This window comes from Streptomyces sp. NPDC058274, assembly GCF_042881375.1.
Lineage (GTDB): Bacteria > Actinomycetota > Actinomycetes > Streptomycetales > Streptomycetaceae > Streptomyces.
This window is the reverse complement of sequence record NZ_JBHVXW010000010.1, coordinates 107,629-121,969: the sequence shown is the minus strand read 5'-3', so window position 1 is coordinate 121,969 and position 14,341 is coordinate 107,629. Positions and strand designations below refer to the sequence as shown.

General features: G+C 71.5%; 12 protein-coding genes. 5 read left to right on the top strand and 7 right to left on the bottom strand.

Translation table 11 applies throughout. From position 1 onward, the window contains the following. The first annotated feature begins 63 nt into the window (after positions 1 to 63). Positions 64 to 1,233: an NlpC/P60 family protein gene (locus ACFVYF_RS21255; protein ID WP_389457448.1), complete on the top strand. Its 1,170-nt coding sequence runs from the start codon at positions 64 to 66 to the stop codon at positions 1,231 to 1,233. Here the strand turns inward: ACFVYF_RS21255 and ACFVYF_RS21250 are convergent. The 5 genes from ACFVYF_RS21250 to ACFVYF_RS21230 are packed head-to-tail and all read right to left on the bottom strand — an operon-like array spanning position 1,197 to position 7,099. Beyond that, positions 1,197 to 2,441 carry a styrene monooxygenase/indole monooxygenase family protein gene (locus ACFVYF_RS21250; protein ID WP_389457446.1) on the bottom strand — a complete coding sequence of 415 codons (1,245 nt, stop codon included), beginning with the start codon at positions 2,439 to 2,441 and terminating at the stop codon, positions 1,197 to 1,199. The genes ACFVYF_RS21255 and ACFVYF_RS21250 overlap by 37 nt on opposite strands. A 33-nt stretch (positions 2,442 to 2,474) precedes the next feature. After that, on the bottom strand, positions 2,475 to 3,137 hold the full coding sequence (locus tag ACFVYF_RS21245) for an ATP/GTP-binding protein (RefSeq protein WP_389457444.1): 663 nt from the start codon (positions 3,135 to 3,137) through the stop codon (positions 2,475 to 2,477). After that, positions 3,118 to 3,516: a DUF742 domain-containing protein gene (locus ACFVYF_RS21240; protein ID WP_389457442.1), complete on the bottom strand. Its 399-nt coding sequence runs from the start codon at positions 3,514 to 3,516 to the stop codon at positions 3,118 to 3,120. The genes ACFVYF_RS21245 and ACFVYF_RS21240 overlap by 20 nt, the downstream gene beginning before the upstream one ends. After that, positions 3,513 to 4,016 carry a roadblock/LC7 domain-containing protein gene (locus tag ACFVYF_RS21235; RefSeq protein WP_389457440.1) on the bottom strand — a complete coding sequence of 168 codons (504 nt, stop codon included), beginning with the start codon at positions 4,014 to 4,016 and terminating at the stop codon, positions 3,513 to 3,515. Before ACFVYF_RS21235 ends, ACFVYF_RS21240 begins: the two co-directional genes overlap by 4 nt. Further along, positions 4,013 to 7,099, bottom strand: a complete 3,087-nt coding sequence (locus ACFVYF_RS21230) for a nitrate- and nitrite sensing domain-containing protein (RefSeq protein WP_389457438.1) — start codon at positions 7,097 to 7,099, stop codon at positions 4,013 to 4,015. Before ACFVYF_RS21230 ends, ACFVYF_RS21235 begins: the two co-directional genes overlap by 4 nt. A gap of 407 nt (positions 7,100 to 7,506) precedes the next feature. On the opposite strand from ACFVYF_RS21230, the gene ACFVYF_RS21225 reads away from it, so the two are divergent. Then, the gene (locus ACFVYF_RS21225; RefSeq protein WP_389457437.1) at positions 7,507 to 8,295 is read left to right on the top strand and encodes a protein phosphatase 2C domain-containing protein; all 789 of its coding nucleotides are present in this window, start codon (positions 7,507 to 7,509) and stop codon (positions 8,293 to 8,295) included. A 164-nt stretch (positions 8,296 to 8,459) separates the two neighbouring features. Here ACFVYF_RS21225 and ACFVYF_RS21220 read toward each other — a convergent pair whose 3' ends face one another. Beyond that, positions 8,460 to 8,954: a MarR family winged helix-turn-helix transcriptional regulator gene (locus ACFVYF_RS21220; RefSeq protein WP_389457436.1), complete on the bottom strand. Its 495-nt coding sequence runs from the start codon at positions 8,952 to 8,954 to the stop codon at positions 8,460 to 8,462. A 289-nt stretch (positions 8,955 to 9,243) separates the two neighbouring features. On the opposite strand from ACFVYF_RS21220, the gene ACFVYF_RS21215 reads away from it, so the two are divergent. Further along, entirely contained in the window at positions 9,244 to 10,074 is an 831-nt protein-coding gene (locus ACFVYF_RS21215) for a lysozyme (protein ID WP_389457434.1), read from the top strand. Positions 10,075 to 10,182: 108 nt separating this feature from the next. On the opposite strand, the gene lon is transcribed toward ACFVYF_RS21215, so the two are convergent. Next, complete coding sequence (lon, locus tag ACFVYF_RS21210) at positions 10,183 to 12,600, bottom strand: endopeptidase La (RefSeq protein ID WP_389457432.1); 2,418 nt, start codon at positions 12,598 to 12,600, stop codon at positions 10,183 to 10,185. A gap of 197 nt (positions 12,601 to 12,797) precedes the next feature. Here lon and ACFVYF_RS21205 point away from each other — a divergent pair, with 197 nt between their 5' ends. Continuing rightward, positions 12,798 to 13,475: a spermidine synthase gene (locus ACFVYF_RS21205; RefSeq protein ID WP_389457431.1), complete on the top strand. Its 678-nt coding sequence runs from the start codon at positions 12,798 to 12,800 to the stop codon at positions 13,473 to 13,475. 113 nt (positions 13,476 to 13,588) lie between these two features. Further along, entirely contained in the window at positions 13,589 to 14,326 is a 738-nt protein-coding gene (locus ACFVYF_RS21200) for a response regulator transcription factor (RefSeq protein WP_389457429.1), read from the top strand. The last annotated feature ends 15 nt before the right edge of the window (positions 14,327 to 14,341 follow it).

The following is a 14,341-nucleotide window of genomic DNA, read 5'->3' as shown; positions in this document are numbered from 1 at the left end:
GCGCAGGCATCTGATCCTCACGGTGCGGGACGGAGATTCCGTCCCCGCTCCGGAGGTGATGGCGTGTCAGCAAGGCTTCTGCGTCTGGTCTGTACGGCGGCGGTGACGGCCGGGACGCTTCTCGCGCCCACGCCCGCACTGGCCGTACCGGAACCCGATGCCGCCTCGTCCGCGGTCCTCGGCGCGCCCGGCGGCCGGTCCGTCGCCGAACTGCTGACGGAGCTTCAGAAGCTGTACCGGGGCGCCGAGCAGGCCACCGAGACGTACAACGCGACCGAGGAACTGCTGAAGAAGCAGCGGACCGAGGTCGCCAGGCTCGACGGGGAGCTGGCCAAGGCGCGGCTCTCCCTGCACGACAGCCGGGGCGCGGCCGGCCGGCTGGCCCGGCAGCAGTACCAGAACAGCAGCGAGATCTCCCCGTACGTGCGGCTGCTGCTCGCCCGCGATCCGCAGCACGCGCTCGACGAGGGGCATGTGATCGGGCAGGTGGCGCAGGAGCGGGCCGAGACCGTCGGCCGGCTGGTGGGCAACGAGCGGACGACCGACCGGCTCGCGCGTGCGGCACGCAAGGCACTGGACGGGCGGCTCGCCCTCGCCGCACGGCAGAAGAAGGACCGCGACGCGGTGCGCGAGCGGCTCAAGGAGGTCGAGGAGCTGCTCGCCTCGCTCACCGCCGATCAGCTGACCAGGCTGGCCGAGCTGGAGAAGGCGGGGACGGCGAAGGCCCAGAAGCGGTTCATGGCCTCCGGCGCGCTCAGCAGCCGGCGCACCCCGTCACCTGAGGGCGGCAAGGCACTGCGGTATGCGGTACGTCAGCTCGGCAAGCCCTACGAATGGGGTGCCGAGGGCCCGAAGTCGTACGACTGCTCGGGGCTGACGTCCCAGGCGTGGGAGCACGCCGGGCGGCCCATCCCCCGCACCAGCCAGGAGCAGTGGGCACGGCTGCCGCGGATCCCGCTGAGCAAGCTGCGCCCCGGGGACCTGGTGATCTACTTCCCCGAGGCCACGCATGTCGCCCTGTATCTGGGCGACGGGATGGTGGTGCAGGCGCCGCGGCCCGGCGCGCGCATCAAGGTGTCGCCGATCGCGGCCAATCCCGTACTGGGCGCGGTCCGGCCCGACCCGGCCGGGAAGCCCCTGCGGCGGTACGCGCCGCCGAGGCTCCCGCGGGCGGCCGCGGACGGATCCGACGAGGGCTACGCCCTGACCGAACCCGCCACGGACCCGAGGTAGGCCTCGGTCCTGGCCGGCTCGTAGAAGAAGTTCTCGAAGTCCGCCGGGTCGTTGAAGCCGTTGGCGAACCGGTCGGCGACCGGCTGGAGTTCACCGGCGGCGCCGATCAGGTTCAGGACGTGCTCCGGCGGCACGCCGAGCATCGCGTTGGTCCACTTGGTGACGTGCTGGGCGGTGTCCCAGTAGCGGTCGAAGGCCGACCGCATCCACGTCTCGTCGAAGGGCTTCTCGCCCTGCTCCAGGATCGAGGCGAGGTACGAAGCGGCGCACTTGGCGGCCGAGTTGGAGCCCTGGCCGGTGATCGGGTCGTTCGCCACGACCACGTCCGCCACACCCAGGACCAGACCGCCGCCGGGCAGCCGGCCGATCGGGTTGCGGACGGTGGGGGCGTACCGGCCGGACAACGTGCCGTTGGCGTCGGTCAGTTCGACCTTGGTGGCCCGCGCGTACTCCCAGGGCGTGAACCGCTCCATGAGTTCCAGGGTCAGGGAGAGGTGTTCGGCCGGGTCCTTGACGCCCTGGAAGACGTCCAGCGGGCCGCCGGGTATGCCCTCCCAGAACAGGATGTCCGCGCGGCCCGAGGTGGTGAGGGTCGGCATGATGAACAGCTCGCCGACACCGGGGACGAGATTGCAGCGGACCGCGTCGTACTCGGGGTGCTCGGGGCGCGGGCCGAGGCCGTGGACGTAGGAGACGGCCAGCGCGCGCTGCGGCTCGGTGTACGGGGAGCGCGCGGCGTCCCGGCCGAACATGGAGACCAGCTCGCCCTTGCCCGCCGAGACGAGCACGAGGTCGTACGTACGGGCGAAGTAGTCGAGGTCGGAGACGGCGGCGCCGTGGATGACGAGCTGGCCGCCGCGCTGGGCGAACGTCTCCATCCAGCCGGCCATCTTCACTCGCTGGTCAACGGACTGGGCGTACCCGTCCAGCTTGCCGACCCAGTCGATGACGCGCTGGGACTCCGGACCGGCGACCGAGACGCCGAGCCCTTCGATCTTCGGGGCCTGGGACTCCCAGAAGTTCAGCTGGAGATCGCGCTCGTGCTGGAGTGCCGTGTCGAACATGCACTGCGTCGACATGACCCGGCCGGTCCGGATCTCGTCCGCCGTCCGGTTGGACATCAGGGTGACCTCGTACCCGTGCGACTGGAGGCCGAGGGCGAGCTGGAGTCCGGACTGACCGGCTCCGACGACGAGTATCTTCCGCATGCGGGTCCCTAACTGTGCGGCGGTGCTGAGGCGTTATTCGGGGCTGACGTCGAGGGCGTGGCCGACCAGGGCCAGCAGGGTCTCCACGACGGAGATCCGGCGCCGCGCGTCCATGATCATGACAGGTATGTGTGCGGGCACCGTGAGGGCCTCGCGCACGTCGTCCGGCTCGAACCGCTCGCTGCCGTCGAAGTGGTTGACCGCGACGACGTACGGCAGACCGCAGCTCTCGAAGTAGTCGAGCGCCGGGAAGCAGTCGGACAGCCGACGGGTGTCCGCCAGGACCACCGCGCCGATCGCCCCGCGCACCAGGTCGTCCCACATGAACCAAAACCGCTGCTGGCCCGGTGTGCCGAAGAGGTAGAGCACCAGGTCGTCGTCGAGCGTGATGCGCCCGAAGTCCATGGCGACGGTGGTGGTCAGCTTCTGGGGGGTGGCGCTGAGGTCGTCGGTGTCCTCGCTGGCCTGCGTCATCAGCGCCTCCGTCTGGAGGGGCGTGATCTCGGAGACCGCGGTGACGAGGGTGGTCTTGCCGACGCCGAAGCCGCCCGCCACCACGATCTTCGTGGCGATCGGGGCGCGCGTCCGGTCCGTCTGCCAGGCCTTCAACTCCTCGTCGGGTTCGATGAGCCGGGAGACGTCGGGGGTGACGTCCGGGGAGACACCAGTGGTGGCGTCAGAGACGGCGGAGTCCACTCAGCACCCTTTCCAGCAGAGCGCGGTCCGGCTGTCCCGGGCCGTGACCGGTTCCGTACACACGGATCTTTCCCTGGTCCGCCAGGTCGCTCAGCAGTACGCGGACCACGCCGAGCGGCATCTTCAGCAGCGCGGCGATCTCGGCCACCGTGCGCATCCGGCGGCAGATTTCGACGATGGCCCGCATCTCGGGCATCACCCGGGTCTCGAGCGAGCCGTTGGTCAGCTCCCGGCGCTCCTCGGGGGCTTCGAGTGCCGCCACGAACGTCTCGACGAGCAGCACGTGCCCGAAGCGGGTGCGGCCACCGGTGAGCGAATAGGGGCGTACGCGGGCGGGTTTGCGGTCGCCGCCGCGGACCGGAAGCCTGGACGTACTCATCGGGCACTCCCCGTCGACTCGGTCTCCAGGGATTTTCGGAGTTCGCTGCGCAGTTCGGGGGTCAGCACATGTCCGGCGCGGCCGACGAAGAGCGCCATGTGGTACGCCACCACGCTCATGTCGCAGTCCGGGGAGCCGTGCACACCGAGCAGGGAGCCGTCGCTGATCGACATGACGAAGAGGCTGCCCTCGTCCATCGCGACCATCGTCTGCTTGACGCCTCCGCCGTCCATCAGCTTGGCGGCGCCGAGGGTGAGGCTGCCGATGCCGGAGACGACGGTGGCGAGGTCGGCCGCTGATCCCTTGGGACCGGTCGGGCGGTCGACCGGGGCCGTCCGGGCCTCCGCGTTCCTCCCGGGGTCGGAGGAGATCAGCAGCAGGCCGTCGGAGGAGACCACCGCGACCGACAGCAGGCCCGGCACCTCCTCGACGAGATTCGTCAACAACCAGTGCAGGTTGCGGGCTTCGCTGCTCAGTCCGAAGGTACTGGATGCGGTCAACTGCTTGCCTCCTCGACTGTGCCCCCCGTGACTGGTACGTCTGCTGCCGTGGACACGGCGTCCGCCTCGGGCGCCTTCGTCTGCGACGTCTCTTCGGCGATCTCCGCCTCGACGTCGCGGCGGCCTTCCTGTGCACCGCGGTGGAACCCGCCGAGCCTGCGGCGCAGGGCTTCGGCGTCCACGCCACCGGCGCGCGGTCTCGGGGCCGGCGCGGGTGCCGAGATCTTCGGCGTGCGCTTGGGCAGACCCTTGGCGGTGATCCGCTCCGGCTCGTCCTCGACACGGTCGTGGGTGTCGGGGCCGATGGCGTAGGGATCGGTGGTGGTCTGGGCGGGAAGGCCGACGCCCGTGGGGGGCTCGGGGCCAGCCTGCGGAGCGGGCCCGGCGTCGGCGACGGGTCCGGCTTCGCCATCGGGAGCCGTTCCGGCACCGGGGGCGTCGGGGTCGTCCGACGGCGGCTCCGGGGCCAGCAGCTCCATGGTGGTCTCGGCGGGCGTCTCGAACGCGGGGGCGGTGTCCGCGCGTACGGCCTCTTCGCCCGGGCCCGGGGTGCCGGTGGCGGGGTCGGGTCCGTCCTCGGCGTGCGCGGGCACGGCCTGTTCGCCCGCGTCCGCGGTGCCGGTGGCGGGGTCGCGTCCGTCCCCCGCGTCCGCGGGCACGGCCTGTTCGCCCGGGCCCGCCGTTCCGGTCGCGAGGTCGCGTACGTCCTCCGCGGGCACGGCCGGCTCGCGTTGCTGCGGGGCGGCGGCCGGCTCGCGTACGGCGTCCTCGTGCGCACCGCGCTCCCGTACCGCCTGCTCGGCGGCCGCGATCAGCGGGTCCGTGTCGGTGGCGCCGTCAGCCGGGTCCGCAAAGTCACCGCAAGCGGCCGGTTCCGGGGCTGCCGCCGTCGAACGGCCGTGCAGGACATTGGAGTTGGCCTCGGCGTCCACTCCCGGCAGGGACAGCGCGGGCGCGCCCCCGACGACGGGCGTGGCCACGGGCCCGGCAACACCCGGCGCGGCGGCCAGCAAGCCCTTGGGCAGGACGACGACCGCGGCGACACCGCCCTGCTTCTGCTCGCGCAGCCGCACCCGTACACCGTGCCGGTGGGCGAGGCGGGCCACCACGTACAGGCCGAGCCCGAGCCCGTCGCCGCTCTCCTCGTCGTACGTGTCCTCCGGATCGAAGCCGGCGAGCCGGGTGTTGAGCTGGTCCATGCGCTCGGCGGTCATGCCGATGCCCTCGTCCTGCACGGAGAGCATCACCTCGCCGCTCTCCAGGAGCCACCCGGAGACCTCGACGGTCATGTCGGGCGGCGAGAACGAGGTGGCGTTCTCCAGCAGTTCGGCCACCAGGTGGCTCAGGTCGTCGGCGGCGAACCCGGCGAGGTGCGCGTGCGGCGGCAGCGCGGAGATCCGGACCCGCTCGTACCGCTCGATCTCGCTGACCGCGGCCCGGACGACGTCGACGAGCGGGACCGGGCCCGCGTGCTGCTGGATGTGCTCGGCTCCGGCGAGGACCAGGAGGTTCTCGCTGTGCCGGCGCATCACGGTGGCGAAGTGGTCGAGCTTGAAGAGGGTGGAGAGGCGGTCCGGGTCCTGCTCGCGCTCCTCGAGGTGCTCGATGACGGCCAGTTGCCGCTCGACGAGACCGAGGGTGCGCAGCGCCAGGTTGACGAAGGTGCCGTGGATGCTGTTCCGCACCTGCTCCAGGTGAGCGGCGGCCGCGGCGAGTTCGCTGCGCAGCCGGTCCCGCTCGTCGGCCATCGTCTGCCGCTTGCCTATGAGGTGCTTGCGGTCGGTCTCGAGGGTCGTCAACCGCTCGTGGAGCGCGGCGGCATGGGCGTGCAGGGTGTTGACGGAGCGCACGACCTGGGCGAACTCGTCGTTGCGGCCGGTGAACTTGACGGGTTCCTCGGCGGCCGGGTCGCCGGCGAGCCGGGCCGAGCCGATGCGCAGCACGGCCAGCGGGCGGGTCAGGGTGCGGGCCATGGCCGTGGCGACGCCGAGGGTGACGAGCAGCAGCGCGCCGAGGAGGGCGACACGGAGCTCCAGCGCGGTGACGTCGTCGTCGCGGAGCTGCGCGAGGTCCTTGGTGCGGCGGTCGTTGAGCGAGGCCTCGGCGCCGCGCATCAGTTCGACACGGGCGGACAGGGCCGCGTCCAGCTTCTTGGTGCTGGTGCCCAGTTCGGCGTCCGAGAGGGTCGGCTGGTCCGTGAGAGTGGCGAGGTACTTGTCCGCGTCGGTGACGTCGGGCCCGTTGACCGTGGAGTCGTACGAGGCGCGGGCGGCCTTCGGTGCGGTCTCGCGGAAGCCGGACAGGGCCGCGTCGGAACGGAGCCGGGCCTGCTGGGCGGCGGAACTGAGCGCGTTGCGCTGCTTGGTGTCGGCGTTCGACGAGCTGCTCGTGGTGGTCGGCAGACCGGTGGCCGGGTCGATGGCGGTCTGGGTGGACCGCGGGACGCTGAGGGCCGCGAGCAGCAGTCCGCGGGCGGCGGCGGCCTGCTGGACGGCGGTGTCGAGCTCCGCCTGGGCGTACGCGCCGGAGCCCGCGCGGGGCGGCAGCCGCTCGGCCAGTTCCTCGGCGAGGTTGTGGAGTTCGGTGATGGCGAGGGAGTACGCCTGGTGCGCTTCGAGAGCACTGCTCTTGCCGGTGAGCGCCGCTCTGCGTACGGCGGCGATGGAGTCGAGGTCCTTGCGGAGCGCGGCCGGGGCGTCGGTGTCGGCCCGCAACTCCTCGACCTGGCGGTCCACTCGGGCGCTGCGCTGCTCGGAGGGCGCCTTGGTCTTGGGCCGGCCGGCGGCGATGTACGAGGTGACCTCGTCCCGTTCGTCCGCCAGGGAGTGGGCGAGGGTCAGGGCCTCCTGCGTCTCCCGCGCCAGCGTCACCAGGTCCTGGGAGTCGCTCAGTTGGCCGGAGGCGGCGAGGACAGTCGGCGCGCCCGCGCCGGCGACGGCGGCCGCCACGACGGCCACGGCGACGATGAGCCGGTTGCGTACGTGGGCGGGGCGGCCCTTACCCGCGGAGCCTGCGGCGTCGCCGGTGGCGCCCCCTGTCGAGGCCGTCTGCTTGCCTGTGCGCCGAGGCCGCATTTTCTGCACCGGTGCTCGCATTCCTGACTCGTGTACCCATGGGCCCGGGTGACGTTCCGTCAACTGAGGCGTCCGGCCTCCCCCAGGCTTCCGACTTCGCTCCATCAGGGGGGACCCCCATCGGCTCCCGACCCTCCCAGTGCCGGTGGGCAGTGGTCCCGCATCGTCCGAGCCGCCACCCGAAGGAGTGAACATCGGCAGGGAGTTGGCGGGCAAGTTCCTCCGGCGCGTGCCACCGGCCCACCCGGCGGGCCGGTTGGACGTCGGCGACGCGCTTTGGCAGTATTCGCCGCCACGCATCCCCGGAGTCGATCATTCCATGCCAAACCCGGCGCGCGGCGTCCCGGTCCGCAACCATCCGGCGACCGATGCCGACCTCTCGTGGATCTTGTGAAGGCCTCGTGCAGACTGGCTGGATGCGTACGGAACTCGTCACCGAGCCCAGCGACCGCGACCGCCCCAATGAGGACTTCGCCTCGGTCGCTCTTCCGGCCTCAGGACTGGGCGGTGCACTGGTCGTGCTGGACGGGGTGACTCCCCCGAAGGGGGACGACGGCTGCGTGCACGGGGTGCCCTGGTTCGCGACACGCCTGGGCGGGACGCTGACCGAACTGTCGGTTTCCCTACCGGATGTGACGCTGACCGAGGTGCTCGCGCGGGCCATTCGGCGCACGGCCGACGCCCACGCCGGGACCTGTGACCTTTCTCACCCGCGCACACCGCAGGCAACCGTCGTCCTCGTCCGCTGGTCCGCCGACACGGTCGAGTACCTGGTCCTCTCGGACTCCGCACTGCTGCTGCAGTCCCCTCCGGGTGTGGTCACGCCGGTGCTGGACGACCGGCTCTCCCGCGTCCCGCGCACCTCGCTGGCCTCGGACGCGATCGCCGACGCGACGGTCCGCAACAAGGAGGGCGGCTTCTTCACGGCGGCGGCGGACCCCTCGGTCGCGGAGCGCGCGGTGACCGGCACGGCGGCCCGCGCGGACGTACGCGCGCTGGCCGCCCTGACGGACGGGGCGACCCGCTGGACGGAGAAGTTCCACGAGGGCGACTGGGCCGACCTGTTCACCGTCGTGCGCAAGGAGGGCGCCCGGGCCCTGGTCGAGCGCGTACGGGAGCTGGAGGCGGCGGACGCGCAGGAGCGGAAGCACCTGCGCCGCAGCAAGACCCACGACGACGCGACGGTGGCGTACGTGGAGCTGTAGCTTCACGCGCGCGCTCGTTGGGCGCCGGGGCCGCGAGCTGTCGTCAGTGGTCTCGCCGGGAGGCGCCCATTCCGGCCACCCCGCGATCGCCTCCGGAGGGCCCAGGTCGTATCCGTAAAGTCCCGTCTGCCCCCCGGCGGACGACGGGACGTTGCGGACACGCCCTAGCTGCCCTCTCCCCCGCGGTTCAACTGGTGCAGCAGCCGGGCCAGTTCGGCGACCTCGCGCGGGTCCCAGCCCGCGAGCTGGCTGACGTAGCGCGCCCGGCGGGCCTCCCGCACGGCGGTGAAGCGCGCCCGTCCCTCCTCCGTGAGGTGGACCAGCCAGGCGCGGCCGTCGGCGGGGTCGGGTTCGCGGGCGACGAGACCGAGGTCTTCGAGGGCGCGCAGCTGGCGGGACATGGTGGCCTTGCCGACACCGATGTAGGCGGCGAGCTCGGTGGCCCGCTGGCGCCCGCACTCCTCCAGCCGGTAGAGCAGCCCGTAGGCGGAGGACTCCAGGTCGGGGTGGACCTCGCGGGCCATCTCGCCGGAGGAGGCACGAGCCCGCCGCAGGAACACGGTCAACGCGCGTTCCAGCGACAGGAACTCCTGGTTTACACCACTCCCCGCGACCGTGGATTCGCCACGCCGCCCCTCGCCGTTTGCGCCCTCGTGCACGTCAGCACCCCTGACCCGGTTTCCCGATCCTGAAAGTTTCCGCCACAAGTGGCCATTGCCGCAGCTCCGCCAGTATTTCGCAGGAGTAGACCAACGGCAGCCTCCGGGCCCTCTTCCCACCCGGTCTTCTACGTGCGTAGCTTCTTTACCAAGCAATTACCGGCATGGCCACGCCACCGACGGGTCGACGAGGACCTGTCGCCCCGAGCGCGTGCGCCGGCCGTCGGCTTTCTCCGCAGTCCCCCCACCGAGCATCACCGCGCACCACCGAGCCCTTCGGAGGCACGCCATGCCCGTGCACAGATCCGGAATCACCCGCCCCCGGCGCCTCACCAAGCGTCTCCCCACGGCCGGGATCCTGCTCGCCGCGTTCTCCCTTCTGTTCACCCTGCCGGCCCAGGCCGCCGACACCCCCGCCCGCGGTTCCGCCCACATGGGCATGGGCGTCGTCGCGCACGACGGCCAGGCCGGTACTCCGTCCACCGGTGACGCCACGCAGACCGAGGGCGTGGACGTCAGCAGCCACCAGGGCAACGTCGCCTGGTCGACCCTGTGGAGCAGCGGGGTCAAGTGGGCCTACTCGAAGGCGACGGAGGGGACGTACTACACGAACCCCTACTTCGCCCAGCAGTACAACGGCTCGTACAACGTCGGCATGATCCGCGGCGCGTACCACTTCGCGACCCCCGACACCACGAGTGGCGCCACTCAGGCCAACTACTTCGTGGACAACGGCGGCGGCTGGTCGAGGGACGGCAGGACGCTGCCGGGCGCGCTCGACATCGAGTGGAACCCGTACGGCGCGGCCTGTTACGGCAAGACGCAGAGCGCGATGGTCACCTGGATCCGTGACTTCCTCAACCAGTACAAGGCGCGCACCGGCCGGGACGCCGTCATCTACACGGCCACCACCTGGTGGACCCAGTGCACCGGCAACTCCAGCGCCTTCGCGGCCGCCAACCCATTGTGGATCGCCCGCTACGCCGCCGACCCGGGCACGCTGCCCGCGGGCTGGGGTTTCTACACGATGTGGCAGTACACGTCGTCGGGCCCGACGGTCGGCGACCACAACAAGTTCAACGGTGCCCTCGACCGTGTGGTGGCACTGGCGAACGGCTGACACCGGCCGGGCCCCGAGGCGACCAGGCGGACGGGCCCGTCGGCAACGCGACACGGGAAGGCCCGGGTCCCTCGCAGGGCCCGGGCCTTCCGCTACCGGCAGCGTCCGTCACGCCGCTACCGGAACCTCCGCACTCGCTCCGTTCGTCGCCGGGGCGAGGGCCAGTTCGAGGACCTGGCGGACGTCCGTGACGGCGTGCACGTCGAGCTTCTCCAGGACCTCGGCCGGGACGTCGTCGAGGTCGGGTTCGTTGCGCTTGGGGATGATGACGGTGGTGACGCCGGCCCGGTGCGCGGCGAGCAGCTTCTGCTTCACACCGCCGATGGGCAGGACCCGGCCGGTCAGGGAGACCTCCCCGGTCATCGCCACGTCCGTACGGACCTGGCGGCCGCTGAGCAGCGACGCCAGTGCCGTCGTCATCGTGACACCCGCGCTCGGCCCGTCCTTCGGGACCGCGCCCGCCGGGAAGTGGATGTGCACACCCCGGTCCTTCAGGTCACCGACCGGCAGCTCCAGTTCGGCGCCGCGCGAGCGCAGGAAGGAGAGCGCGATCTGTGCCGACTCCTTCATCACGTCACCCAGCTGACCGGTCAGGGTCAGACCCGCCGCGCCCGTCTCCGGGTCGGCCAGCGACGCCTCGACGAAGAGGACGTCACCACCCGCGCCGGTGACCGCGAGCCCGGTGGCGACACCGGGCACCGCCGTACGGCGCTCCGCCGGGTCCTGGGCGGACTCGGGCACGTGGTGCGGCCGTCCGACGAGCCCGCGCAGGTCGGCGTCGGTCACCGTGAACGGCAGCTTCCGCTCGCCCAGTTCGTGCTCGGCCGCGACCTTGCGCAGCAGCCGCGCGACGGCCCGCTCCAGGTTTCGTACGCCGGCTTCCCGGGTGTACTCGCCCGCGAGCTTGCGCAGTGCGCTCTCGTCCAGCGTGACCTCGTCCTTCTCCAGACCGGCCCGCTCCAGCTGGCGCGGGAGCAGGTGGTCACGGGCGATGACGACCTTCTCGTCCTCGGTGTAGCCGTCGAGGCGGACCAGCTCCATACGGTCGAGCAGGGCCTCCGGGATGGCTTCCAGGACGTTCGCCGTCGCGAGGAACACGACGTCGGAGAGGTCGAGTTCGACCTCCAGGTAGTGGTCGCGGAAGGTGTGGTTCTGCGCCGGGTCGAGGACTTCGAGCAGCGCCGCGGCCGGGTCGCCCCGGAAGTCGGAGCCGACCTTGTCGATCTCGTCCAGCAGGACCACCGGGTTCATCGACCCGGCCTCCTTGATGGCCCGGACGATCCGGCCGGGCAGCGCGCCGACGTACGTACGCCGGTGGCCGCGGATCTCGGCCTCGTCCCGCACGCCGCCGAGGGCGACGCGGACGAACTTGCGGCCCATGGCGTGCGCGACGGACTCGCCGAGCGAGGTCTTGCCGACGCCGGGCGGGCCGACGAGTGCGAGCACGGCGCCCCCGCGTCGTCCGCCGACGACACCCAGGCCCCGGTCGGAACGCCGCTTGCGCACCGCCAGGTATTCGGTGATCCGCTCCTTCACGTCCGCCAGGCCGGAGTGCTCGGCGTCCAGCACCCGCTGGGCGCCCCTGATGTCGTACTCGTCCTCCGTGCGCTCGTTCCACGGGAGTTCGAGCACGGTGTCGAGCCAGGTGCGGATCCAGGAACCCTCGGGCGACTGGTCGCTCGCGCGCTCCAGCTTCTCGACCTCCTTGAGAGCGGCCTCGCGGACCTTCTCGGGGAGATCGGCGGCTTCGACGCGCGTCCGGTAGTCGTCGGACTCCTCGCCGTCCGCGGAATCGCCGTTCAGCTCGCGCAGTTCCTTGCGTACGGCTTCGAGCTGCCGGCGCAGCAGGAACTCGCGCTGCTGCTTGTCCACGCCTTCCTGTACGTCCTTGGCAATGGACTCGGCGACATCCTGCTCGGCGAGGTGCTCACGCAGCTGCTCGGTGGCGAGCTTCAGCCGGGCGACCGGGTCGGCCGTCTCCAGCAGGGCAACCTTCTGCTCGGTGGTCAGGAAGGGTGAGTAACCGGAATTGTCAGCAAGGGCGGAAACATCGTCAATGGCCTGTACGCGGTCCACGACCTGCCAGGCGCCGCGCTTGCGCAGCCAGCTGGTGGCCAGGGCCTTGTACTCCTTGACCAGGTCGGTGACCTGGCCGGGCAGGGGGTCGGGCACGGTCTCCTCGACCCGGGTGCCCTCCACCCACAGTGCGGCACCGGGACCGGTGGTCCCCGCGCCGATCTTCACGCGCCCACGGCCGCGGATCAGCGCGCCCGGGTCGCCGTCGGCCAGCCGGCCGACCTGCTCGACGGTGCCGAGCACACCGGTGCCCGGGTATGTCCCGTCGATGCGTGGCACCAGCAGCACCTTCGGCTTGCCGGGCTCCGAGCGGGCGGCGGCCTGGGCAGCCTCCACCGCGGCACGGACGTCGGCGTCGTTCAGGTCCAGCGGAACCACCATCCCGGGCAGCACGACCTCGTCGTCGAGCGGCAGCACGGGCAGGGTGAGCGGTGTGGACGTCGAAGCCATGATCTCCCCTTCGGCAGTCAAGTTGAGCTATGTCGACTCAATGCCCGGGGCCCCTTGATTGTTCCCGGGGGACTGTTCGCTGTGAGCGATCACCGCCGCCGACCTTCGTGACCGGGCCGTTTCGCGGGAGCGGCACCGGGCCGGGGACCCCGGACAATCCCGCCGGCCGCTGCGGCGGAACTGCCAGGATGGGCGCCATGACTGCCTCGTACGACATCCCCGTGGTCATCGATCGCCGGGAAGGCCCCTACGGCGAGGTCGTGCTGCGGCGCCACGGCGCGCTGCTGCAGATCATCGCCAACGGGTGCTTCCTGATGGACACCTCCGACGGCCGCTCGGAGCGGCTGCTGATCGACGCGGCGCGCGACGCCCTGGGCGGACGGGTGCGGCCGAGCGTGCTGATCGGCGGCCTCGGCGTCGGCTTCTCCCTCGCGCACGCGGCCGCCGACGACCGCTGGGGACGCATCACGGTCGTGGAACGGGAGCCGGCGATCATCGGCTGGCACCGCGAAGGACCACTGTCCGCACTCTCCGCCCCCGCACTCACCGACCCCCGGACGGAGATCGTCGAGGCGGATCTGGTCGCCTACGTCAATGAGACTTCCGCCACGTACGACGCGCTCTGCCTGGACATCGACAACGGACCCGGCTGGACGGTCACGGAGGGCAACGAAGGCCTCTATTCACCGGCCGGACTGACCGGCTGCGCAAGGCTGTTGACCCCCGGCGGAGTGCTCGCGGTGTGGTCTGCGCAGCCCTCTCCGGAATTTGAAGGAACCTTGCGGAATGCCGGTTTCCAACGGGTGCGTACCGAAGAGATCCCGGTTGCCCGGGGCGTTCCGGACGTCGTGCATCTCGCAGTCAGGGCTGGATAGCCGATCAATGGTGCCTGCCCGTACTCTGCTTGCCTGACGCGGATCATTCAAGCGTCAAGCGCAGTCATGGGATCACCCCACGGATTCCGGAAAGCACACCTCAGGGGCGGGCGATGGAGCAGACACACACCTCCCAGAACGGCGCGGCGGCGACTCCCGGCGCTCAGCGACGGGTCCTGGTCGTCGAGGACGACCAGACGATCGTCGACGCCATCGCGGCCCGCCTGCGCGCCGAGGGATTCCTGGTGCAAACAGCGGGCGACGGTCCGGCCGCCGTCGACACCGCCGAGGCCTGGCAGCCCGACCTGCTGATCCTCGACATCATGCTGCCCGGCTTCGACGGCCTGGAGGTCTGCCGCCGCGTGCAGGCCCAGCGTCCGGTGCCGGTGCTGATGCTCACCGCGCGCGACGACGAGACCGACATGCTGGTCGGACTCGGCGTCGGCGCCGACGACTACATGACGAAGCCGTTCTCCATGCGGGAGCTGGCCGCCCGGGTGCACGTCCTGCTGCGCCGGGTGGAGCGTGCCGTGGTGGCCGCCTCGACGCCGCGCAGCGGCATCCTGCGGCTCGGCGAGCTGGAGATCGACCACGCGCAGCGCCGGGTGCGGGTCCGCTCCGAGGACGTGCATCTGACGCCCACCGAGTTCGACCTGCTGGTCTGCCTGGCGAACACCCCGCGTGCGGTGCTCTCGCGCGAGCAGCTCCTGGCCGAGGTCTGGGACTGGGCGGACGCGTCCGGCACCCGGACCGTGGACAGCCACATCAAGGCGCTGCGCCGGAAGATCGGCGCCGAGCGGATCCGTACCGTCCACGGTGTCGGCTACGCGCTGGAGACCCCGACCCCCTGAGCCGGGGTTGTGGGG

Excerpts from the sequence above, each read along its gene's own strand:
- ACFVYF_RS21225 (WP_389457437.1), top strand. The coding sequence starts at position 7,507 with ATGCGTACGGAACTCGTCACCGAGCCCAGCGACCGCGACCGCCCCAAT.
- ACFVYF_RS21250 (WP_389457446.1), bottom strand. The coding sequence starts at position 2,441 with ATGCGGAAGATACTCGTCGTCGGAGCCGGTCAGTCCGGACTCCAGCTC.
- ACFVYF_RS21215 (WP_389457434.1), top strand. The coding sequence starts at position 9,244 with ATGCCCGTGCACAGATCCGGAATCACCCGCCCCCGGCGCCTCACCAAG.
- ACFVYF_RS21240 (WP_389457442.1), bottom strand. The coding sequence starts at position 3,516 with ATGAGTACGTCCAGGCTTCCGGTCCGCGGCGGCGACCGCAAACCCGCC.
- lon (WP_389457432.1), bottom strand. The coding sequence starts at position 12,600 with ATGGCTTCGACGTCCACACCGCTCACCCTGCCCGTGCTGCCGCTCGAC.
- ACFVYF_RS21205 (WP_389457431.1), top strand. The coding sequence starts at position 12,798 with ATGACTGCCTCGTACGACATCCCCGTGGTCATCGATCGCCGGGAAGGC.
- ACFVYF_RS21200 (WP_389457429.1), top strand. The coding sequence starts at position 13,589 with ATGGAGCAGACACACACCTCCCAGAACGGCGCGGCGGCGACTCCCGGC.